The organism is Haloarcula sp. MBLA0163, assembly GCF_055632435.1.
In genome coordinates, this window is record NZ_JBVMVV010000004.1 from 316432 (window position 1) to 337651 (window position 21220).

Genomic DNA, 21220 nt, shown 5'->3' on the forward strand with positions numbered 1-21220 from the left:
GTTTTGACCCTATCGAGTCCCGACGAATGTTTGCCGGTCAAAGGCGTCACATTCCTCGGGGTGCAGTATTCCTGTCTACCACACTGAACATGGAACTCTCTGATTTTGTATTCGCTTCCTGTCGTATTCCTGTAATTTCAGCGGAGAGGTACGTCCTGAGGGAGAAATTTCGTCCATAATTACATGTCGTAGCTTTCCTAATAATGCTGTACTATTTTCAGATTAGTGTCTCTATGCTGTCTATGTGACTGCCAGTCCGACCCTGTTATACAAACCCGACGACGACGAGGAGTTGAGTACTGCTATCGTGTCGGCGCTCTCCGAGGCAAAAGGGCGAGACGTGAGTCAGGACGAGTGCGTCCTGTACGACAGCATTGACCCAGATGCACTGGATAAGCTGTTCAGACGAGATAGCGACGAAGATACGGTCAAAGTCGAGTTCACAACCCACGGCGCGATCGTGATTCTGTGGGGGAATGGCGATATCACGATCCAGGTGGAGGACCTGGAATCAGACCCGAACTACGCCTGAATCGCTCTCGGGGCACTGCTTCACTGTTCTCTGTGGGGGTGGCAAGTGCACCGGCGGCCACTAGTCGGGAACAAGAACGAAGACCCCCCTGCTCGTTAGTACTGCTATGCCATCACAAGAACAAGCAATCGTCGAAGACGTGATGTCCACCCCGCTTGTGACCATCGCGCCCGACGCGACGGTGGTCGATGCTGCCAAAGAGATGCGACGACGCGATATCAGTGCGTTGCTCGTCACGACCGCACCACCCTCTATCGTGACGAGTACCGACATCATCGACGCCGTCTCCGAGGAGCGAGATACGTCGCAGCTAGACGTCGCCGACATCATGACCGAGTCGGTCGAGACGGTCCCGCCTGACCTCCGTCTCGTTGAGACGGCAGCGATGATGGAGAACTTCGGAATCAACCACCTCCCAGTCGTCGAAGACGACTTCATCGGGATGGTGTCCTCGACCGACATCACCGCCACCCTCTCCTGACCCCCTGCCGAGGCGTTCTCGAGGGCCGGTTAGAGGGCAAACACACCGTGTATTTTTGTGTATACGTCTGGTTTCCCGGTACGTGAAAGCGACCACCCTCACGCTCCGTGGGGCGTCCGCCGACCGCTTCGCTGACGCCTTCGTGGACGAGAAGGCCGAGGAGAGCCGCCGGTCCTTGAACAAGCGAGGTGTGCGAAACATCCACCGATACGAAGGGGCCGGCGTCACGCAGATCGCCTACGAGCGGGCTGCCGCACATTTCGATGCATGGCTGTTGGTCTCGCTCCTCCTCGAACCAATCGACGGGGAGACCGCGACGCTCGTGGTTATCCTCGGCGGCGGTGGACAGGGGCCGTTCAAATTGGACGAAGTGACCCTCAAGCGAGTGCTGGATGGCGAAGAGGCGGTCGGGGCAGCGGGGCGATTGGCGACCGTCCTGAAAGACGTCCGGGCGGTCTGCGAGTCACTCGACCTCGATGTCGAGACCGAGTGGGAATCGGACCCCGAGGCGGGACTCGCCGAGAAATTCGTCGCAGAGATTTTCGAGTAGTGAGCTGGGAGCCCCAGTACCGGTCAAAACCGCTCGGCCGCCGCCTCGAACTCTTCGTACGTGTTCAGATTCTCGAACGTCTCCATGGTGGTGTGGTTTTCTATCTCTTCTCGGTCGATCACGAGATAGTCCAGTTCGAAGAGCGCTTCGACGATTCTGTGCTCACCCCGTTCGAGCGCGCGGTCGCAAGCCGACGCCATCGCGTCGGCCCGATACACCGCCTGTGTCGTCTGGAACCACTCGTCGGGGCGTGGGACCGCGGCGTCGTATCCCTCAACCCGGTCGAAAAGGAACGACACGAACGACGAGTCCAGGAACGGCATATCACAGGCGACCACGAAACCGTATTCGCTCTCAGTGGCACGGAGGCCACGGCCGATGCCCGCCATCGGTCCTTCGTCGGGAGTTTCGTCGAACGCGAAGGTCGGTGCGATGCCACACCCGTCCAGCGCCGCTTCGATGGCATCTCCCTGATCGCGCCGACAGTTCACGACGAGCTCGTCGACGACCGGCGTGAGCCGGTCGACGACTCGCCGAATCATCGGCGTTCCCGCTAATTCGGCGACGGCCTTGTCCTGGTCACCAAATCGTGTCGACCGACCACCGGCGACGACGACGCCTGCACCCATACACCGAACTTCTCGACTCGCGCTGATGAAGGTTGCTCACCGCGGTCGCTATCGAGTGCGCTTCCGCGAATGAAACCGTTCTCTCCTCCCCTGGCTCACAACAGCCATACAACACGACCATGGATAGGACAGGGAATCAGGAGAGACTGTTGCTACCTGATTCTCTTCGACACCGAGCGGATAGCGTCCGAACTATCCTCGTCGAATTCTCTCGGGTCTCGTTCAGCGGTTCAGCACGCTGCCACTCGACCACACACTGTTTGCAGAGGCAGTTACGACAATTTCGCGACAGTCGATAGGTCGATGAATGTATACTCGAAGGAATGACGGCCAGAAATTCGAGAAAGGACCCGATCTGTTGCGTATATACTGCTATGACACCAGTCTGCATCTATTATAGAGTTTACACTCGTACGATTGGATAAAATAGTAGTAAAGTTGGCTCGAGTTGTATCACCGTAGCTCTCACGCTTCGATGTGTTTGTAGGTATGCCTTCACTTGCCATAGGTCCGTCGTAGAGAGTCGAGACACCGAGGTCGTCGGGACGTACTGTGACAACGCACTTCCGCCCGGGGCACGAAGTGAGGCCAATGAGTGAACGCGATGGTGCGCTTTCCGTGGCGGAACTGGTCGATTACTGCCAGACGCAAGCAAGATTGCTGTGGGGACGGGTTGAGATACTCGGTGAGGAGACCGAGGAACTGCTGGCGGAGATCGACGATGAGATCGCGAACGCGCGAGAGGAGATAACGGACCACTCTACGGGAACCAACCCCGAGGCCGGTGGTCCACGGTCGACAGACGAAATCGAGGATATCGAAGTGCTCGAATCCGAACTCGAGGAGAAGCAGGCAATCGTGAAGGCGAAACAGGCCCGTCGCGCCGCGTTTCAAGACCTAGCGTCGGCCTACGTCGATTTAGCTGAAGACCTCTCGGCCAACGTCGGTGACGGCGAGGAAGCACTCGCTCGAATCGTCGAGTTCGAACACGACAACGACGCACCAGCCTATTTCGAAGACCGACAGACAGTTCTCGAAGCCGCGAGTAGGTCAGAGACGGACGGTGAACAGTGAACCTTAGGGGTCAGGCACCGAGTCACTCAGTCTGTTCCGGCTGTAGACAAGGTCACAAAGTAGGTCATGTGGGCCATGTCCCGGAGGCCAGCGATAGAGCCGATTCCTAACTAAGGTACATCCGTTATCAGAGGCATAGTCCTCGCAAAATTGTTGCTGGTTCTGGGGCTTCCAACCTCGTCCTGTCGACACACGCATCGGTCGTGGGACGGCCATTCAACACCATTTTTTATGTACCGGTGGAGCGGTATCGTAGTTAGATGCCAGTAGCTTGGTTGAGTGCGATTGGTACAAGCGACGTCAACAGCGCCGGTGGCAAAGGAGCCTCGCTCGGCGAACTGCGCGACGCGGGACTTCCGGTCCCCCCGGCGTTCGTCGTGACTGCCGACACGTACCGGACGTTCATCGAAGATGCCGGAATCGCCGAAGCACTGTTTGACGCCGTAAACGTGGATAGTGAGGATTCAGCGGCGCTCGCCGAAGCGGAACAAAAGGCCCGGGAACTCATCGTCGACACGGACATTCCCGAACACGTGGAGTCGAGGATTCTATCTGCGTACGACGATTTCGAGGGTGACCCGTTCGTCGCCGTTCGGTCGTCGGCGACAGCCGAGGACCTACCAGATGCCTCGTTCGCCGGCCAACAGGAGACCTTTCTCAACGTCGACAGAGCGGACCTACTGGACCGAATCAAGCGGTGCTGGGCGTCCCTGTTCACCCAGCGTGCGATCTACTACCGGAACGAACAGGGGTTCGCCCACGAGGACGTCGACATCGCCGTCGTCGTCCAGCGGATGGTCGACGCCGAGAAATCCGGGGTCATGTTCACCAGGCATCCCTCGACCGGTGCACCCGAGATCACCGTCGAAGCCGCGTGGGGCCTCGGAGAGGCGGTCGTCTCCGGGGCCGTCTCACCCGATAACTACACGTACGACCGGGAGGCCGAGTCCGTCGAGGCGGTCACAGTTGCGACGAAGAAGACAAAACACGTCCGGGACGACGAGACGGGTGAAACCGTCGAACGAACGGTTGCTGAGGACCGGCAGGACGAACGCGTCCTCAGTGAGAGTGAACTGGCTGAGTTACACTCGCTCGGGGAACTCGTCGAAGAACACTACGAGCAACCACAAGACGTCGAGTGGGCCATCCGCGACGACAGCGTCTACCTCCTCCAGTCCCGGCCGATAACCACCATCGACGAGAGCGTCGACGAGTCCCACGACGGCCGTGCGGACGCTGACGCCGACGAGTCGGGCGACAGCGACGTGCTCGTCGACGGGCTGGGTGCGAGTCCGGGAACGGTCACCGGCACGGCTCGGATCGTCGGGACGCTCGATCAACTCGACAAGGTCAATCAGGGCGATATCATCGTCACAGAGATGACGACGCCTGATATGGTACCCGCGATGAAACGGGCGGGCGCACTCGTCACCGACGAAGGCGGGATGACCAGCCACGCAGCCATCGTCTCCCGCGAGCTCGGTGTTCCGGCCGTAATCGGCTCCGAGACGGCCACGGCGACGCTCACCGACGACCAGATGGTCTCGGTAGACGGGGACCGCGGGGTCGTCGTCGACGGCCACCGAGACCCAACGAGCGACGACGGAGTAGAGTCGGCATCGGGCGGCAGTCCCGACCGGTCGGGCCCGGCTGGCAAGCCGATGACCGCGACCGACATCAAGGTCAACGTCTCGATTCCAGAGGCGGCTGAGCGTGCGGCCGCGACGGGAGCCGACGGTGTCGGTCTGCTCAGGATGGAACACATGGTGCTGTCGACGAACAAGACCCCACAACAGTACGTCGCCGACCACGGTGAGGACGCGTTCATGAACACGCTTACGGACTCCATGCGAACCGTCGCCGAAGCGTTCTACCCCCGTCCAGTCCGCGTCCGGACACTCGACGCACCTTCCGACGAGTTCCGCCAGCTGGAGGGCGGTGAGGACGAACCCAGCGAGCACAACCCCATGCTGGGGTATCGTGGTATCCGTCGGTCGCTTGAAGAGCCGGAGACGTTCAAACTCCAACTTCGCGCGTTCAAGAAACTGTACGAAATGGGCTACGACAGCCTGGAACTGATGCTCCCGCTCGTAAACGACGCCGAGGACGTCAGTCGAGCAAAGTCGCTGATGCGTGAGGTCGGCATCGACCCAGCGAAACGTGATTGGGGCGTGATGATCGAGACGCCCGCGAGCGCATTGTGCGTGGAGGACCTCTGTGAGAGCGGAGTGGACTTCGTCTCGTTCGGCACGAACGACCTGACCCAGTACACACTCGCGGTCGACCGCAACAACGGTACCGTCGCAGATCGATACGACGAGCTACACCCAGCAGTGATGCGCCTGCTCACGGGCGTCATCGAGACGTGTCGTGAGTACGACGTATCGACGAGTATCTGTGGTCAAGCCGCGTCCAAGCCCCGCATGATTCAGGAGCTGGTCGATGCTGGCATCACCTCTGTCAGCGTCAACGTCGATGCTGTCCAAGACGCCCAGCAGGAAGCCAAGCGCGTCGAGCAACGCCTCATTCTGGAATCGGTCCGGGACTGATCTCGTTCGTTCGGCTGCCCGATTGCTATCCAAGCCACCAGTACATCAGTAACTGACCAATACGAAACAGGATATGCGTGTCGGAACGAGAAGTATGAGTGTTCCTCGCGCGTTTTCAGTTCCGATATCCCGTATTTGTGTGATTTTTGACGTTCGTGAGGATGTTTCGTCTCTTATGTATCTAAAGAGAGTTTTTTAGAGTGTTCCTTGCTCGATTTACAACCATTTTTTGCCCACTAGACCCATTACCATCGCCCACATACATGCAACCACGGCCATGAGCTATGGGCGACCACGAACATTCAGCCGAAGACGGGTACTCTCCGCACGACCACTCCGAGCATAGCAGTGGTGAGCACTCGGGCGAGATTGCCGATAACCGAGATATCGACCCGGCCGGACAGCGGACGGTCGCAAAGGGGCGGACAGACGACGGACAGACCCACCACGCGATGAGTCACGGAGCGGCCGGACACGGAAGTGGTCACGACGGTCACGGCGGAATGCACGAAGGTCACGAGCAGCTGTTCCGGCGACGGTTCTCTGCTTCGGCACTCCTTTCTATTCCGGTCCTTCTGTACAGCGAGACCCTTCAAGGGTGGCTCGGATTCTCGGTCCCTCAGTTCCCGGGGAGCGAATGGATCAACCCTGTTTTCGCCGTTATCATCTTCGCCTATGGGGGGCTGCCGTTCCTCCGGATGGCTCGTCCGGAACTCGAGAACCACTCCCCGGGGATGATGACGCTCATCTCGATGGCCATCACTGTCGCGTTCGTGTATAGTCTCGCCGGCGTCGTGTTCCCGACTACCTCGGCGTTTTTCTGGGAACTCGTCACGCTGATCGACATCATGCTGTTAGGGCACTGGATCGAGATGCGGTCGGTCCGTCGAGCGTCGAGCGCCCTCGACGAGCTGGCAAAATTGATGCCGGACGAAGCCGAGCGGATCACTCAAACCGGCGAGACCGAAGCCGTGCCGGTCGGCGAACTGTCGGAAGGCGACCTCGTCCTCGTTCGCCCTGGGGCGAGCGTCCCGGCCGACGGCATCGTCGAAAAAGGTGCCTCCGACGTCAACGAGTCGATGATCACCGGCGAGTCGAAACCGGTCTCGAAGGAACCAGGCGACGACGTCATCGGCGGCACCGTCAACGGCGATGGGAGTCTCCGCGTCCGAATCGACGCGACTGGTGACGAAACGACCCTCGCTGGAATCATGCGGCTCGTCGAGGAAGCCCAGAAGAGCAAGTCCAAGACGCAGGTCCTCGCCGACCGCGCCGCAGGTTGGCTGTTCTACGTCGCCGTGGGCGCGGCAGCCGTGACCGCTATCGCGTGGACCCTCGCAGTCTCGTTCGACGCCTCGGTTATCGAACGCGTGGTAACTGTCCTAGTCATCGCGTGTCCCCATGCGCTCGGGCTCGCCATTCCCCTCGTCGTCGCGATCAATACCTCGCTCGCGGCTCGAAACGGCATGCTTGTCCGCGATCGAATCGCCATGGAGGACGCACGGAACCTCGATGCGGTCATCTTCGATAAAACCGGGACGCTCACGCAAGGAGAACACGGAGTCGTCGGGATAGCAACTATCGATGGAGTTGATGAGGACGACGCTCTGGCGCTGGCTGCCGCCGCCGAAGGAGACTCCGAACACATGATTGCGCGGGCGATCCGTGAAGCGGCCGACAAACGTGGCATCGCTGCCCCCGAGGTGGTCGATTTCGAGGCGATGAAGGGACGAGGTGTCCGCGCGACGGTCGACGGCGACGAGGTGTACGTCGGCGGTCCTAACCTATTGGAGACCCTCGACACCGACGTCCCGTCCGATCTACGCCGCTTCGCCGACGAAGCCGGCAACGACGCGCAGACGGTCGTTTACCTGGTTCACGAGGGAGAACTCATCGCTGCCTTCGCCATGGCTGACGTGATTCGCGAAACGAGTTACCGGGTCGTGGATGCACTCCACGAACTGGGCATCGAAGTCGCGATGCTGACCGGGGATTCACAGACTGTGGCTGACGCGGTGGCCGACGAACTCGGTATCGATACCGTGTTCGCCGAGGTACTGCCGGAGGATAAGGACACGCGAGTCCAGGAGCTACAGGACCAGGGAAAGCTCGTCGCGATGGTCGGCGACGGCGTGAACGACGCGCCCGCTCTGGCCCGGGCCGACGTGGGTATCGCTATCGGGAGTGGGACAGATGTGGCCGTTCAGTCGGCGGACGTCATCCTCGTACAGAACAATCCGATGGACGTGGTTCGGCTCGTGAAACTGAGTAAAGCGAGCTACCGGAAGATGCAGGAGAACATCGTGTGGGCCGCCGGCTACAACGTCTTCGCCATTCCACTGGCAGCAGGGGTGCTGGCTCCGATCGGGATTCTGCTCTCACCGGCAGTCGGTGCGCTCTTGATGTCGCTGAGTACTGTCATCGTCGCAATCAACGCGCAACTGCTCCGACGCGCGGACCTGTCCCTTCCGTCGCCCTCGGACATCTCACCGGCAGGGGAGCCCCAGCCCTCGAACTGATGGACCGGTACCGCCCTGCTTACCTGCCTCGTACACCGGGGGACGACACGCTCGGCAACAGGTTCGTCTCACATATACTCGACTGTCACAGCTCGGACGGCCCCAACCGCACCTCGTGGCCATGACGCCAGCCACGAAGCGAAAGGGCGTCAGGGCACCACACGTATGAGACGGCGGGATACGGTTCCGAGACCCTGAAGCACGTCCCGGTCACAATGCGGAGCCCAGAGTGCCAAGGCAAGACCGCTGTTCCACAACTGCCTTGCCGTCCCCAGGCCTTGTCGGACCCATGTCTCCTATTGGGAACCGGGCGCCCTACGGTCGGCGGTTCGGTGTATCACTGCTCATGGGCCTCCCGGGCATCGCGGCGCTGGTCGGCTACATTTATCTCACGACGCCACCCACGGGTGTTCCGGCCGGGCTATCGCTCTCGACTCTCGCCGTTCTCTCGGCGCTCAATCCCCTGCTCCTCCTCGCAGTAGCGTGCCTGCTCGGGGCTTACGCTGCGCCGCGAGTGGGGTTGCGGTCGTATCTCGTCGACGGTGTCGAGAGTGGTGATGGGGTTTGGCGGTGTCTTCGAGAGGAGGCCGATGTGGCTATCGTGACTGGTATCGTTGGGGGTATCGCTATCGTCGCCCTCGACGCTGTGATGATGCCGCTTGTCGCTCAAGACCTGCCTCAGTCTCTAATCGGAGCAACGGGACCGAGCGTCCTGAATGTGCTCTCGTACGCACCTGTCCGATTCCTCTACGGGGGAATAACCGAGGAGTTGATGCTCCGGTTCGGCCTCATGTCCGTGCTCGTGTTCATCGGGTGTCGCATCACCGGCTCCCGGTCCGACGGTCCACAACCGACTGTCGTGTGGCTTGCTATCGTCGTCTCCGCCGTTCTGTTCGGTCTGGGTCACCTCCCGGCGCTCGCCCAATCGGTCACCCTCACGCCAGCGTTGATCGTCAGGACGGTCCTCTTGAACACCGTCGCCGGCGTTCTGTTCGGCTGGCTCTACTGGCGGCGAAGTCTCGAGGCGGCGATGCTGGCTCATGTCTCGTTTCACGTTCCGCTGTTGGTACTCTCAATCGTACAGGTCGCCCTGCTGTGACAGACTGTGCTTTTCGTTCGCTTCCCCAAGCGGCTATCGGAAACAGCGCTATGTTTCGGTTTCAACACCGGTAATCTCGAACCGCGCACCGCCCTCCTCGCCAGTCGTGATGCCTATGTCCCAGCCATGGGCAGCCGCTATTTGTCGTGCAATACTCAATCCGAACCCCGTTCCTCCGTCGGTACTTGAGTAGCCCGCCTCGAAGACGACCTCTTGATTGTCCGTCTCGATGCCGGGTCCATCATCCGCAACGTAGAACCCATCGTCAATGTCCCCAACGGTCACGGTCACCGTCGTGCCACCGTGTTCGATTGCGTTCCGAATGAGATTCTCGAGGAGTTGTTGGAGTCGCTCGCGGTCGGCCTTGATCCGCCGTTCGGTGTTCGTTCGCAGCACCGCGTCGGCTGTCTCGACTGTCTCCCATGAACTCTCAGCTATCGATCCGAGCGACACGAGACCGATGTCGCTGACCTGCCGTCCCTCGCGTGACAGTGCCAGGATATTCTCGATCAACTCCTTCATCCGGTCATGCGCCTGTGCAACCTTGTCGAGGTTTTCGTCATCAGCGGTCCGTCGGGCGAGTTCCAGATTCCCATCAGCGACGTTGAGCGGGTTCCGAAGGTCGTGGCTGACCACAGAGGCAAACTGCTCTAACTGCTGTTCGCGCTGCTTCTGGGCCGAGATATCTCGACTGATGACGATGAACCGCTTCTCGCCATCGATGTCGTGCCGTCTGATATGAATCTCGACGGGAAAGTCACTCCCATCCTTTCGCCGATAGCGGCCGGTTACCCTCGTCTGGGTGTTTTGCTCCATCTCTTCCAGGGCAGCTCTGGCGTCCTCCCGAGTGATCGATTCATCGAGGTCCCAGATCTTCATGTCTCTCAGTTCGACCTCGCTGTATCCGGTCTGCTCACAGAGACGTGGATTCGACTCGATAATGTTCCCGTCTATGTCATGAATATTTATCATGTCTGGCGATTCATCGAACAGTGCCTCGAGTCTCGCGGTGGTCTGTCGCAGCGTTTGCTCCCGTTGTTTCCGCCTCGTGATGTCCCGGCTGTTGACAACTATCCCGTCGATGTCTGCTTTGTCTCGGTAGTCCGTGCCTCTGACTTCGAGCCACCGCCAGTCGTCGTCCGCTGTTCGGAACCGGAACTCGACACTGACCCGCTGTTCCGAACTCGCCACAATTCGTTCGAAGGCTTCGGAGGCCGTCTCCATGTCGTCGGGATGGACGAAAGCGAACGCGTCCTCACCGAGTAACTCGCCTGCCTCGTAGCCGAGAATACGTGTGATGGATGGACTCTGATACTGAATCCGCCCAGCTTCATCCACCACAGTGATGATATCGGTGGAGCCTTCGAGATAGGACTTGTATCGTTCGAGCTGTCGTTGTCGCTCTCTACGGTCGGTAACGTCCTGAAACAGTGAAATGATGGTCACGACGTCACCGTCGTCATCGGTGATGACACGGTTGTGCCATTCACAGATGATCCGAGCGCCGTCCCGCCGAACGTTCTCGTCGATGCTGTGGAACCCGCCCTCGGCCTGTGAGAGGTTATTAGTCACTCGGTCGACGTTTTCGTAACTGTCCTCGCTCACGAGTTTTTCCCAGGTCTCGCCGAGCAGTTCCTCCTCTGAGTAGCCGAGAATCGACTCCCCAGTCTCGTTCAACCGGACGATCTCGAACGCCTCGTTGTACTCCAACACACCGATCGGCGACTGTTCGATGAGCAGCGCGAGCCGTTTCTGACTGCTCTTGAGTGCTGTCGTCGCTTGTCGCTGTTCGACGGCGTTGGTGATTCGGTTGGCGAGGACCGTGTACTGCCCCGAACCCGTCTCCTTCTGGAGGTAATCCGTAACGCCACTGGAGATGGCCTCGCTGGCGACCTCTTCCGATCCCTTTCCCGTATACAAGATGAAAGGCAGGTCGGGATATTCCGCTCTGACGATAGAAAGGAATTCGATGCCGTTCCGCTCTGGCATCTCGTAATCGGAGACAATACAATCGTACTGCTGGTCCTCGAGGAGACTGACCGCTTGGTCGACACTGATAGCGGTCGTCACGTCGAGGCGGTCATCCTCACGCTCGAGATACGTCGCAGTCAGATCAGCAAGGTCCGGGTCATCGTCCACGTGGAGAACGTGTATGGACTCCAGCTGTTCCACAGCGTCGACGACATCCGGTCTCATCGGCGCCACCGAACCGTCGAAACCAGGCTCACCATCGACTCACTGGGAACCGAGACGTGGATGGAATTACCCTGGTCGACCGAGAGCGGTGTGAGCGTGCCATACTGCACCGAAGACGCGAACGCGTCTGGTGTGACAGTGGTGACGAGCGAGTGCAGCAGGGATTGTAAGGTGTCATTTGGTCTCCAAACGGTTCCGTTGTGGTCTAGTCAGACAGCCACAGTTAAATAATTTAGAGCAGCACAGCGGACAATCAATCGGAACTTCCAATGAGTATCGGATATCTCCCACTGGGTGGCGTTGCTTTACAGTTCGAGATGGTTATTGTTCGGTGCCCACGGTCAGGATACCCTGTACGTAGTCTCGTAGGACACACTGTCAGAGTCTCTTCAGTTCCAGTGTCTTGACGCGATACGACAGACTCCTGCCGGAACTCTCGGGTAGCATACAGCACTGCCCAGAAAATATCAGTGGTACCCAAATAATGATAAGATATGGACTGGTTGGATAGCAAATGTAATCGATGGCTACTGTTGACCGACCTGCGAACCATCGGGAGGAGTTGGGGGTTATCATAGACGCTGCCGGGTCCCGGTTTGCCACGGGAGCCGCAGTATTGTTCCTCGGGGCGCCGGCCGTAGCGTACCTGTCGGGAAGTCCACAGGCCCTGTTCTACGTCCACGTGGGACTGGGTGCGTTCTGGTTCGGACTGGATTTCTTCTTCAAGTTCGTACTGGGACCATCGCTGGAAAGCGTCACCGACGAGGTCTCTGGAGCAGTGAATCAGCATCTGGTACCGAGGATGACGGTCGTCGCAGAACCGTTGAGCCTCGGTGTGATCGGCTCGGGGATTGCACTGGCGGATCTGATGGGCTACTGGGCTTCGCCCAGCCACTGGCTGTGGGGGGCACTCGGGATCGGCGTCCTCATGTTGCTCATCGGATTCGGTCCGCTCCATCTGTTGACCACACGGATGAGTGTCGAACTGTCGATGCCGGAACCGGACGGAGACCGTCTCGACGAACTGTTCGGCCAGACGATGAAGTGGGGCCTCGTCCAGACGGTCCTCATGTTGGCCATCATCGCCATGATGACCGGGCTCCGCTGGCAAATTTAACGTCATCCTGGGTCTCGTCAATCGAGTATTTTTAAATATAACACTCTCAGGTGCTCTATCCACACTGGTATTTAATACCCCACCGGACGTTCGTATGCTCAATATGACCGATGATTCCGAAGATCATGGAGAAGTCGGAACCGATTCCGAGAATTTACCAAGCGAGGACACTCATCCCTCAAGAGACATTTTGGAGTTAGATCACGTTTACGAGGCACTTGGCCACCCTCGACGCCGATACCTCTGTTACACACTTCTCGAAGAGAGAGCGTGGTCGCTGACCGATCTGGCGACGAAAATCGCGGCTTGGGAGAACGGAATTCCCGAATCCGATATCTCAGAGTCCGAGCGAGAGCGAGTGTACGTCTCTCTCTATCACGCTCATGTGCCCAAATTAGCCGACGAGGGCGTCATCTCCTTCGACGAGGTGACGGAGACGATCACCCCAGCAGAGAACGCCGAGCAAGTCCTCGCTGCGCTGGAGGGGATGGGGGCAACCCTCGACAGCTTACAGGAGACGCACGCGCGTGGTGATATGGATGACCGATAGAGTGGAGACCGATGACGACCCCGCTCTCAATCGGGAGAATCAGTGGCAGCAAGTCGTACAACGGCTTTACGAGCCCGCTGGAGACAGCGGACTAGCGACCGATATCGTACTGGCCATCGCAGAGGCACGAGGTGTCTCTCCGAAAGAGGTGCTGTCCCCACCCCTGTACGAGGTGGTCGATATCGCGGGTATCGAAGCCGCGTTCTTCGGTTCGAACAACAGAGATACCGCTCGACAGGGCACAGGAACTGTCGAATTCCACTACACCGAGCATCTCATCAAGGTAAGAAGCGACGGATGGATCCAGGTGTACGAACCGTCGGAGGCTGCTTGAAGCGGTCTCTGATTTTTGTATCCTCAAGTGGCGGCCCTCCACAGACGCCACAGATGTCGTCCTGAGCGGTAGACTGAAATAGACTGGTACTGTCACAGACGGACACGAGGCAATTTCGTACAGATGGATATCCCCACACGCTTACGATGTTTGTTTACTGCTCAGATCGAGGAGGCTGACGACTCGTTTGTAGTCGAGATTCCGAAAGGTGAACTCGAGGCCGGAACCCTTGCCGCTGGCCACTCGTATCAGGTCGCACTCCTCCCTGCAAACGCACAGCCCGGACAGGCCGAGGAGCAACCACAGTCGTACGAACGACAGCAGTCCCAACCACCGGTCGAAGAGGGGGAAACACGACGCGTCGAGATAGAGAGCCTCGGCGATCAGGGCGATGGCGTGGCGCGAGTCGAACGCGGCTACGTCGTAATCGTTCCGGACACTGAGGTAGGTGAACGCGTGGCCATCGAGATCGAAGCCGTCAACGAGAACGTGGCCTTCGCCTCAGTCAGCGAACGAATCAGCTACTACGATTAACGGTGTTGCCGAACTCAGTACTGCGCAAACTGCTTCTGGCGGAGGTGCCCGTGGATGTGCGTCTGAATCGGACGCAGCCGAACCTGGTCGGCAATCGCTCACTGCTCCTCATCGAGGGAACGAGTCAGTGCTTCGGTCGGAACTGTATAGAACAATGATTGCCTGCCGCGGAGAACTCATTTAGGCCCCGGGAGTCTAGGGTCAAGCAATGGAAGGTTCGCGCTCACGAGGGCCCCAGTCTCGTATCTACACGCTGCCGCGGATAGAAATCTCACAGAATCAGGGCAAGTTCCGGATCCACTTCAACCACCCCGGCCGAGCCGTCCCCGAACACGGCGATCACGGTTACGGGCCGCTTGCGACAGTCGTCGAATCGTTCATGGACCCTGGAACGCTGATCCGGATGCACCAGCACCGCAACGAGGAGATCATCTCCTGGGTACCCGAGGGTGTGATGCGCCACGACGACCGGCAGGGCAACGAGCTGGTCACCGATTCCGATCACATGCTGGTGATGAACGCCGGCAGCGGCTTCTGGCACGCCGAAGAGACACTCGCCGACGACCCTCCGTTGCGCATGCTCCAGATTTTCGTCCGCCCGCACAGTCTGGACCTCGAACCGGGCATTCAACACGAAGCGATTCCGGAACCTGCTGCGAACCAGTGGCGACACCTGTTCGGTCCACAGGGGACCGACGCGCCGCTGTACGTCCGCAACGACGTCGACTGTTACGACTGCCGACTGACCGCTGGGGCCACGACCTCGCTCCCGTCGCGGCCGGACTGGCACACCTATCTATACGTCTTCGACGGCGCAGTTGACGTCGGCGGTGAGGCTGTGGGGTACACCGAGAGCGCTCTCGTGGCCGAGAGTGGTGAAATCCCCGTGACTGCTGTGGAGGATTCTGTTATCGTCGCCTTCCCTATCAACCCGGACGCCCCAGTTACCCGTCAGGGAACGATTGGTCGCTAACCAACAATCGACGGACTCCGTTCCCGATGTTGGTTAGTCAGGACAGGTCCTGTGGTTGGTCCCTGAATTTAGCCTCAGGCACACGGGTTCCCCGTCTGTAGACAAGGTCCCAGTTCCCGGCGTCAGACTCAAACGACTGTTTGTCGTGATGGAGAGCAACGGTGCAAGGACCTGATTCAATCGTTAGACTCTGCACGATCTTTGTCGGTACCTAGTCCGCGTAGTCGCCGACGAAACCGGAGAAGTTCTGCACCGACGACCTGCCGTTCGATCAGAGCGAACCCGGCGACGACTACCAGGAAGCCAACGCCGGTCCAGATCGAGACACTCGTGTCGAGCAGTATCCAGCCGCTGATGGCAGCGAAGACTGGGACGAAGTAGGCTACCAGGTTCGTTCGGACCGGGCCCACGCGCTCTATGAGTCCGAAATAGATCGCATACGCGACAGCGGTCGATGGTATCCCGACAGAGAGCAGACTCAGTACCGTCACTGGTTCAAGCGAGAGCAGGTTCGCCTGCTGTTCCCCGAGTGCGAAACTGCTGGCGTGGAGTATCCCCGCACCACCGGCCATGGCCCACGCAGTCAACGAGACACTTGCCATCCGTGGCTGGATGCGCCGGAGTAGGACGCTCCCCAGAGCGACGGCGCCAGCGGCGCCAAGGACGAGTAGCTGCCCAACGGAACTAGCATCGGTAATCGTCGACGGCGACGGCTGTACGATGATGACGACCCCACAGAGCGCGATTCCGATTCCGATAGCACCCAGTGCGGAGAGTCGATCCCCGAGCAACCACCACGCGAATACGGGTGCCAGAATCGGATTGAGCCCGTACATCACCGACGCCGCGGCGGGTGTCGTCGTAACCTGACCGAGGAACAGCAATCCGTTGTTGAGCGCTACCAGAAACACAGCACCCGCTCCGACTCCGAGGTAGTCGCTGCGTGTTTTCGGCACCCACGCAGCCCGGTCGCTCGTCAGCGCTATGTACGTGAGTAAGACGACGGCAGCGACGTCGAACCGGAGGCCTGCGAACAGGAGCGGTGGCAGTTCCCGGAGACCTGTCTTTATAGCGACGAACGAGCCGCCGAAGAGGGCGGCGAGGAGCACGAACAGCGCAGCATCGCGATAGCGGGGTGAGCGGACACTGCTAGACCAACGGACCGTGGACACACGGTTGCTACCGGCTCAATCAATAAATGGACACGGATTGTGTGTAATCTGAGATGGGATTATAGACACCAGAACTGCCCAGATATATACTCACCCAGTCGTGATTGGTTAGCCGATATAGGTTTACTGAGATGGATGACAGTCGATGTTGACTAACGCGGCAACTGTGTCAACACCGTCAGAGTCCTGAAGCGGCGTTGTCAGTATCACGATGACCCGACTGTGTCAGCGATGACCGTGAGGTCGGCTTTGCGGAACGCACGGTCGGCACGGTCGACGTCGTCGGCGTCGAAATCGTCTATCGCGTCGAATATCGTGGCACGCATCTCAGGCTTGGGCGGGAGCCGTCCCGATTCGACTTCGTGGCCGACGGCCTCGCAAATAGCCGCGAGGGCCTCTTTCGTGAACGCCGTCGATTCGACGCGTTCGTATCGGCCGACTTCCCGGCGAATCTCGTTACGAAGTTCGTCTACGGTTGGAGACATACGAACATCGAGGGCCGACGGCGACGTGTAGGTTCTGGTTCGGAATCCGTGTTAGCACTCGACCAACCGGTTTGAGGATTGGCCCATACGAGCAGGGTCCTATCCGATTCACTCGAAGTGGATGAGTGGCTTGATGATCCCGTCGGCTTTCTCGTCCATCATCTCGAAGGCAGTTTCGATCTCTTCGAACCCGAACTCGTGTGTCGTCATTTTCGTCGGGTCGACGAGGTCGTTCTCAAGCATCCTGAGGAGGCGACTCATCCGAAGCCGGCCGCCGGGACAGAGGTCGGTGACGATTTCGATTTCGGACATGCCGACACCCCACTCCTCGCGCGGGATGTGACGGAACTCGCCTTCGCCGTGATACCCGACGTTGGAGACGGTCCCACCCGGTTTGACGACCTCGATGCAGTCCTGGAACGTCTCGTCGGCCCCCAAGGCTTCGATTGCCGCGTCGACGCCGCTGTCATCGGTCAGTGACAGTATCTCTTCGACAGGGTCTCCCTCCTGGAAGTCGACGATATGGTCGGCACCGTACTCCCGCGCAAGTTTCTGTCTCTGCTCGACAGTCTCGACAGCGATTATCTCGCCAGCACCCTGCAGTGCGGCACCCTTCGTCGCCATCAGTCCGACCGGTCCCTGTGCGAACACGGCGACGGTCCCACCCATCGGTATGTCGGCGTTCTCTGCAGCCGCGAAACCCGTACTCAACATGTCAGCCGTGTAGACCGCTTCGTGATCGGTCACGTCGTCAGGGATATGTGCGAGATTCCCGTCCGCGTCGTTGACGTGAACGGCTTCCGCAAACGTGCCGTCTTTCACGTTCGCGAACTTCCAGCCTCCGAGCGGGCCGTTAGATTGCGACGGGTGCCCGTCCTGTGCCGCCATGGAGTTCCAGTCGGGTGTTATCGCGCCCACTGCAACTCTGTCCCCGGGTTCGAAGTCGCTCACGGCCTCCCCGACATCGTCGAGGACCCCGACGACTTCGTGGCCCAGTGTCAAGTTGTCACGGTCACCGATTGCCCCGTGTACCGTGTGACAGTCAGAGGTACAGATGAGGCCGACGGTCGGTGAGAGTATCGCGTCGGTGGGACCGGGTTCCGGCCGGTCTTTCTCGACGAGAGCTGTCGATCCGATGCCTTGCATGACAAATGCTTTCATAGCGCTCCTTCGTGTTATTCAACCGTCACGATAATATAGTCTCGTGTTCGCGAGCGCTGTAGTATGATCCTTACATCTGCCTGCCTGAGATATTGTCGACAGCAAAGCAAACGACTCACTGAATCTGGGAGGGTTCGCTGATGGCGTCAGAAGTGAACTACCCCTGCCTACTCGCCGCCTCCTGCAGCTCCTTGAGGCAGGGGCTTCCTGTATCCGCGACGCACGTTGCAGATACAGGCGTATCCACAGGGAGCGCAGTCTCCACAGGCGTTGATTCGGAGTATCCCACTCCTACATCTTTGAGGCCGCGAGAAAGGTTGTTCCACGCCGCGTTCGCATCCCTGTCCGCCTCGAACCCACTCGACGGACATGAATGTTCGCGTACCCACAGCGGTTTCTCGGTCGAAACGCCGCAGGATGCACACTCTTTCGTCGTTCCACGAGGATTCGCCGCGACGAAGTGCGTTCCTTCGCGTTCGCACTTGTATTCGAGCATCCGCAGGAACGTCCCCCACGCCGCGCCAGCACGGTTGCGGGAGTTGCCCGGTAGTTCCACCAAGCCCTTCGCGTCCAAGTCCTCTACGGCCACAAGGTCGTATTCGCGGGCGTAGTAGTTCGAGAGTTTGTGGAGGAAGTCACGGCGCTTGTTCTTCAACTCGGAGTGACGTTCGGCCACAACCCGGCGCTGGTTCTCGCAATTCGCAGAGCCGTGCTGTTTCCGGGGAATCAAATCAGACAGGAACTACCGGGACTTTCGACGACCGGATGACTCGGTCGGTGACCGATCCAAGGTGTGGGGCTTCGACACCCGCGGCACCGCGCTTGCCCATCACGACGACGTCGATGTCGTTGTTCTCGACGTACTCCAGAATCGTTTCGTGGGGGTTGCCTCGACGGACGTCGTCGAATCGATGCCCCGCTGGGTAGCTGCTTCGACGACGTCTTCGACCATTTCTTCGGCCTCGTTGGCGATCTCTTCGAGAAATGCCTCGTAACTGCTAAGCGCTGGCGTCGTTCCGTAGACGGATCCGTCGACAACGAACAACACGTGAAGGTGGGCAGCGTTCCCTTCAGCGAGGTCCATCGCGTGCTCGATACCCCGTTTGGTCGCGTCTCCCGTCGGTGGGCACGAGGATGTACTCGTAAATGGGGCAGTCCTGGCATCCGGACAACATTAACTAGCCGGCGATACGCCTCTCGCTGCAACAACGAACACAGTCACCGGAGGTGGACCCCCTAGACAGCGGCACTACCTTCAAACGGACACAGGACAAAAATTCCCCATGCGCGTTCGGAGAACTCGTTCTCGTCGAACTCTGGTCTTTGTCTCGACCATGGTGCTCGTTCTCGCTGCGGTTGTTCCCTCCCCGTTCGAACGGCGGTCGCAATGGGAGTGGGTCGGACCGGACAAGTTCTTACATCTCGTCGGGCATGGGGTGTACGCAGTGCTGGTCGCCGACCTTGTTGCTGCCGACATCTCGTCCGATCGCAGTGCTGCCGTGGTGGCAGTCTGCGTCTCGACGGTACTCAGTCTCGTGACCGGACACCTACAAAAGGCCGTTCCCGGCCGAGCGTTTGAACTCGCAGACGTAGTCGCCGGACTGGTCGGGTCAGTTTGCTGTACCTACTGGTGGTGCACTCTCAGGCAGGATACCGACATCCAGGACTGACCGACTGTGGGTTGACAGTGCATTGCGTTCGGCGCTGCATTGCTGGGCGGAGGTGGTTCTAAGAGAAGCTGTTACGTGTGACGCTATCACTCCGAATATCCCTCTTGCAGAAATGTGCCCTCCGTCTCGTACATCGAGACGAGTTCCTCTATGAACTCCTCCGTTGATTCGTCCTCCTCGAGGTGGCTTTCGAGTCGGTCCATGAGGTCGTCACTGATTTCGAGTGTCTGTGTCATCTTGGCCCTCCAGTTGGCGCATGTATCGATACTCACGGCAGCCACATATAGCCCGATGCATGTCTGTCGGTTCGGCCTTCGAGTCGAAACCTATTTTCTCCATATTTGCGTTCTACTATTACATATTTGTCGTTTATGCCCTATATCCGACTTTTTGGCGATGTATAGATTTTTTTGAAGTCAGATACCCCACGGCAATGCTGCTTTTATGCCATTCGTACTCCAAGCCGGGGAAATATAGTCCAAATTGTTCCCCACATAGTTACACTGCCAGTCTGGGATTACTTCGAGTGCCACGACGATAGAGACGGCAGAGCCCGAATCCACGAGAGGCGGAAACTTTCCTCACAGATGGTGAACCAAGCTGGTGGTCACCAGTGACAGCGTGTCCGACAGGATTGGATGGTGTCGACCCATTCGGCGACAACAGCGAGGACCGGACAAAGCGTCTCGTACTCGTCGTAGAGGTACCGTGCTAAACTCGTTTCGTCGACACCGGAGAGTGTTATCCCGGACCGGTTGTGGATGCGTCGCTGTCTGTTACTCGCGACGGTCTCACATTCACTTTCCAGTTCGATCAGGCGGGCGTCGAGCTGGTCTCGAGTCGCCGAGTCCGGATTCGTTTCGAGGCGGGAATATATTTCGCTGAGAGTCTGTTGTACGTCGGTCAACGCCCGTCGTGAATCGGTGAGAGATTGGTACTCGGTCGTTATCGACGAGTGGAGATCGCTGCGTTCCCGGATTGCAGTAGTACCAGATTCGCGGATGAGTTGGTGGAGAGCAGGCGTGAGTGTCGTCCCGTCGGTAAACCGTCTGGCAAGGTCCGGCCCGAACTCGGCGGTCATATTCTCTTCGAGCGATTCCCCGTACTCATCGTCGTAATGAGGCGTCGCCATGACTGTCTCACGGTACGCAGTTCTAACTTGCCGCAGTCGTTTGCCGGTAGTTGGTTGCTTGACGGCGACGGTGCGTACCCCTCCGTCACCGATAGACTCTGTCGTTCCGGTAGTCGCTCCTGCTGGTTCGATGTCGTCCAGTCGGCGTACGAAACTTCGGAAAGCCAGCCGCTCGGTCTCTAGTATATCTCGCTCCCTAGTCACGAGGTCTATCGCGTCGTCGATGTGTCGAATCGATGGTTTAGTCATGAGACGATTGGCAGGCGTGAGTCAGTAGTTGAAACATTCACAATCGGCATAGTCGAACGGACGAGCCCGTGTGATACGTTCGGAAGTAGTTCTGAGTCGGAGTGGACACAGGAGTCGATACTCCAAGGACGCAATTGAACACTTCTAGGAGGGATACATAGTACTTGGTTCGAATCCAGAGGTGTCGATAGAACGACCAGCGAGGGCGAATCGG

Annotated in this window: 20 protein-coding genes and 2 pseudogenes; 13 read left to right on the forward strand and 9 right to left on the reverse strand. The window is 58.9% G+C overall.

The features are described 5' to 3' along the window. Positions 1-244 precede the first annotated feature (244 nt). The 3 genes from ACV7GQ_RS20170 (at position 245) to ACV7GQ_RS20180 (ending at position 1563) form a co-directional block, all read left to right on the forward strand. On the forward strand, positions 245-532 hold the full coding sequence (locus tag ACV7GQ_RS20170; protein WP_470313468.1) for a HalOD1 output domain-containing protein: 288 nt from the start codon (positions 245-247) through the stop codon (positions 530-532). A gap of 106 nt (positions 533-638) precedes the next feature. Beyond that, positions 639-1013 carry a CBS domain-containing protein gene (locus tag ACV7GQ_RS20175; RefSeq protein ID WP_470313469.1) on the forward strand — a complete coding sequence of 125 codons (375 nt, stop codon included), beginning with the start codon at positions 639-641 and terminating at the stop codon, positions 1011-1013. Between the two features lie 82 nt (positions 1014-1095). Further along, positions 1096-1563 carry a hypothetical protein gene (locus ACV7GQ_RS20180; RefSeq protein WP_470313470.1) on the forward strand — a complete coding sequence of 156 codons (468 nt, stop codon included), beginning with the start codon at positions 1096-1098 and terminating at the stop codon, positions 1561-1563. A 23-nt stretch (positions 1564-1586) separates the two neighbouring features. Here the strand turns inward: ACV7GQ_RS20180 and mobA are convergent, their stop codons facing one another. Next, positions 1587-2192 carry a molybdenum cofactor guanylyltransferase gene (gene mobA / locus ACV7GQ_RS20185; protein WP_470313471.1) on the reverse strand — a complete coding sequence of 202 codons (606 nt, stop codon included), beginning with the start codon at positions 2190-2192 and terminating at the stop codon, positions 1587-1589. Positions 2193-2783: 591 nt separating this feature from the next. On the opposite strand from mobA, the gene ACV7GQ_RS20190 reads away from it, so the two are divergent. The 4 genes from ACV7GQ_RS20190 to ACV7GQ_RS20205 all read left to right on the forward strand — a co-directional run bounded on the left by ACV7GQ_RS20190 (position 2784) and on the right by ACV7GQ_RS20205 (position 9433). Next, the gene (locus ACV7GQ_RS20190) at positions 2784-3266 is read left to right on the forward strand and encodes a hypothetical protein (RefSeq protein ID WP_470313472.1); all 483 of its coding nucleotides are present in this window, start codon (positions 2784-2786) and stop codon (positions 3264-3266) included. Positions 3267-3526: 260 nt separating this feature from the next. Continuing rightward, positions 3527-5815 carry a phosphoenolpyruvate synthase gene (gene ppsA, locus ACV7GQ_RS20195; RefSeq protein WP_470313473.1) on the forward strand — a complete coding sequence of 763 codons (2289 nt, stop codon included), beginning with the start codon at positions 3527-3529 and terminating at the stop codon, positions 5813-5815. Between the two features lie 503 nt (positions 5816-6318). Then, a complete protein-coding gene (locus ACV7GQ_RS20200; RefSeq protein ID WP_470313626.1) occupies positions 6319-8334 on the forward strand; it encodes a copper-translocating P-type ATPase in 2016 nt (671 codons plus the stop codon). A gap of 289 nt (positions 8335-8623) precedes the next feature. After that, positions 8624-9433: a lysostaphin resistance A-like protein gene (locus ACV7GQ_RS20205; RefSeq protein ID WP_470313474.1), complete on the forward strand. Its 810-nt coding sequence runs from the start codon at positions 8624-8626 to the stop codon at positions 9431-9433. A 48-nt stretch (positions 9434-9481) separates the two neighbouring features. Here the strand turns inward: ACV7GQ_RS20205 and ACV7GQ_RS20210 are convergent, their stop codons facing one another. Next, complete coding sequence (locus tag ACV7GQ_RS20210; RefSeq protein ID WP_470313475.1) at positions 9482-11629, reverse strand: PAS domain-containing protein; 2148 nt, start codon at positions 11627-11629, stop codon at positions 9482-9484. 523 nt (positions 11630-12152) lie between these two features. On the opposite strand from ACV7GQ_RS20210, the gene ACV7GQ_RS20215 reads away from it, so the two are divergent. The 5 genes from ACV7GQ_RS20215 (at position 12153) to ACV7GQ_RS20235 (ending at position 15137) form a co-directional block, all read left to right on the forward strand. Beyond that, on the forward strand, positions 12153-12746 hold the full coding sequence (locus tag ACV7GQ_RS20215; RefSeq protein ID WP_470313476.1) for a hypothetical protein: 594 nt from the start codon (positions 12153-12155) through the stop codon (positions 12744-12746). Positions 12747-12840: 94 nt separating this feature from the next. Further along, positions 12841-13296 (forward strand): DUF7344 domain-containing protein, encoded by a 456-nt coding sequence (locus ACV7GQ_RS20220; protein ID WP_470313477.1) that lies wholly within the window; start codon positions 12841-12843, stop codon positions 13294-13296. Then, on the forward strand, positions 13286-13630 hold the full coding sequence (locus tag ACV7GQ_RS20225) for a HalOD1 output domain-containing protein (protein WP_470313478.1): 345 nt from the start codon (positions 13286-13288) through the stop codon (positions 13628-13630). The genes ACV7GQ_RS20220 and ACV7GQ_RS20225 overlap by 11 nt, the downstream gene beginning before the upstream one ends. 123 nt (positions 13631-13753) lie before the next feature. Continuing rightward, positions 13754-14164, forward strand: a complete 411-nt coding sequence (locus ACV7GQ_RS20230; RefSeq protein ID WP_470313479.1) for a TRAM domain-containing protein — start codon at positions 13754-13756, stop codon at positions 14162-14164. Positions 14165-14372: 208 nt separating this feature from the next. Beyond that, a complete protein-coding gene (locus ACV7GQ_RS20235) occupies positions 14373-15137 on the forward strand; it encodes a pirin family protein (RefSeq protein ID WP_470313480.1) in 765 nt (254 codons plus the stop codon). A gap of 176 nt (positions 15138-15313) precedes the next feature. On the opposite strand, the gene ACV7GQ_RS20240 is transcribed toward ACV7GQ_RS20235, so the two are convergent. The 5 genes and pseudogenes from ACV7GQ_RS20240 to ACV7GQ_RS20260 form a co-directional block, all read right to left on the reverse strand. Continuing rightward, the gene (locus ACV7GQ_RS20240; protein ID WP_470313481.1) at positions 15314-16246 is read right to left on the reverse strand and encodes a DMT family transporter; all 933 of its coding nucleotides are present in this window, start codon (positions 16244-16246) and stop codon (positions 15314-15316) included. Between the two features lie 269 nt (positions 16247-16515). After that, on the reverse strand, positions 16516-16794 hold the full coding sequence (locus tag ACV7GQ_RS20245) for a hypothetical protein (protein WP_470313482.1): 279 nt from the start codon (positions 16792-16794) through the stop codon (positions 16516-16518). Positions 16795-16902: 108 nt separating this feature from the next. Beyond that, on the reverse strand, positions 16903-17955 hold the full coding sequence (locus tag ACV7GQ_RS20250) for an NAD(P)-dependent alcohol dehydrogenase (protein ID WP_470313483.1): 1053 nt from the start codon (positions 17953-17955) through the stop codon (positions 16903-16905). 157 nt (positions 17956-18112) lie between these two features. Further along, positions 18113-18682, reverse strand: a pseudogene (locus ACV7GQ_RS20255) (RNA-guided endonuclease InsQ/TnpB family protein); the annotation flags it as partial. A gap of 4 nt (positions 18683-18686) precedes the next feature. Next, a pseudogene (locus ACV7GQ_RS20260) lies at positions 18687-19039 on the reverse strand (universal stress protein). 250 nt (positions 19040-19289) lie between these two features. Here ACV7GQ_RS20260 and ACV7GQ_RS20265 point away from each other — a divergent pair. Beyond that, positions 19290-19625, forward strand: a complete 336-nt coding sequence (locus ACV7GQ_RS20265; protein WP_470313484.1) for a VanZ family protein — start codon at positions 19290-19292, stop codon at positions 19623-19625. 86 nt (positions 19626-19711) lie between these two features. Here the strand turns inward: ACV7GQ_RS20265 and ACV7GQ_RS20270 are convergent, their stop codons facing one another. Together ACV7GQ_RS20270 and ACV7GQ_RS20275 are read right to left on the reverse strand one after the other, a co-directional pair. Then, positions 19712-19861 (reverse strand): DUF7557 family protein, encoded by a 150-nt coding sequence (locus tag ACV7GQ_RS20270; RefSeq protein WP_470313485.1) that lies wholly within the window; start codon positions 19859-19861, stop codon positions 19712-19714. 371 nt (positions 19862-20232) lie between these two features. Continuing rightward, positions 20233-21006 carry a DUF7260 family protein gene (locus ACV7GQ_RS20275; protein ID WP_470313486.1) on the reverse strand — a complete coding sequence of 258 codons (774 nt, stop codon included), beginning with the start codon at positions 21004-21006 and terminating at the stop codon, positions 20233-20235. Positions 21007-21220: the final 214 nt, after the last annotated feature.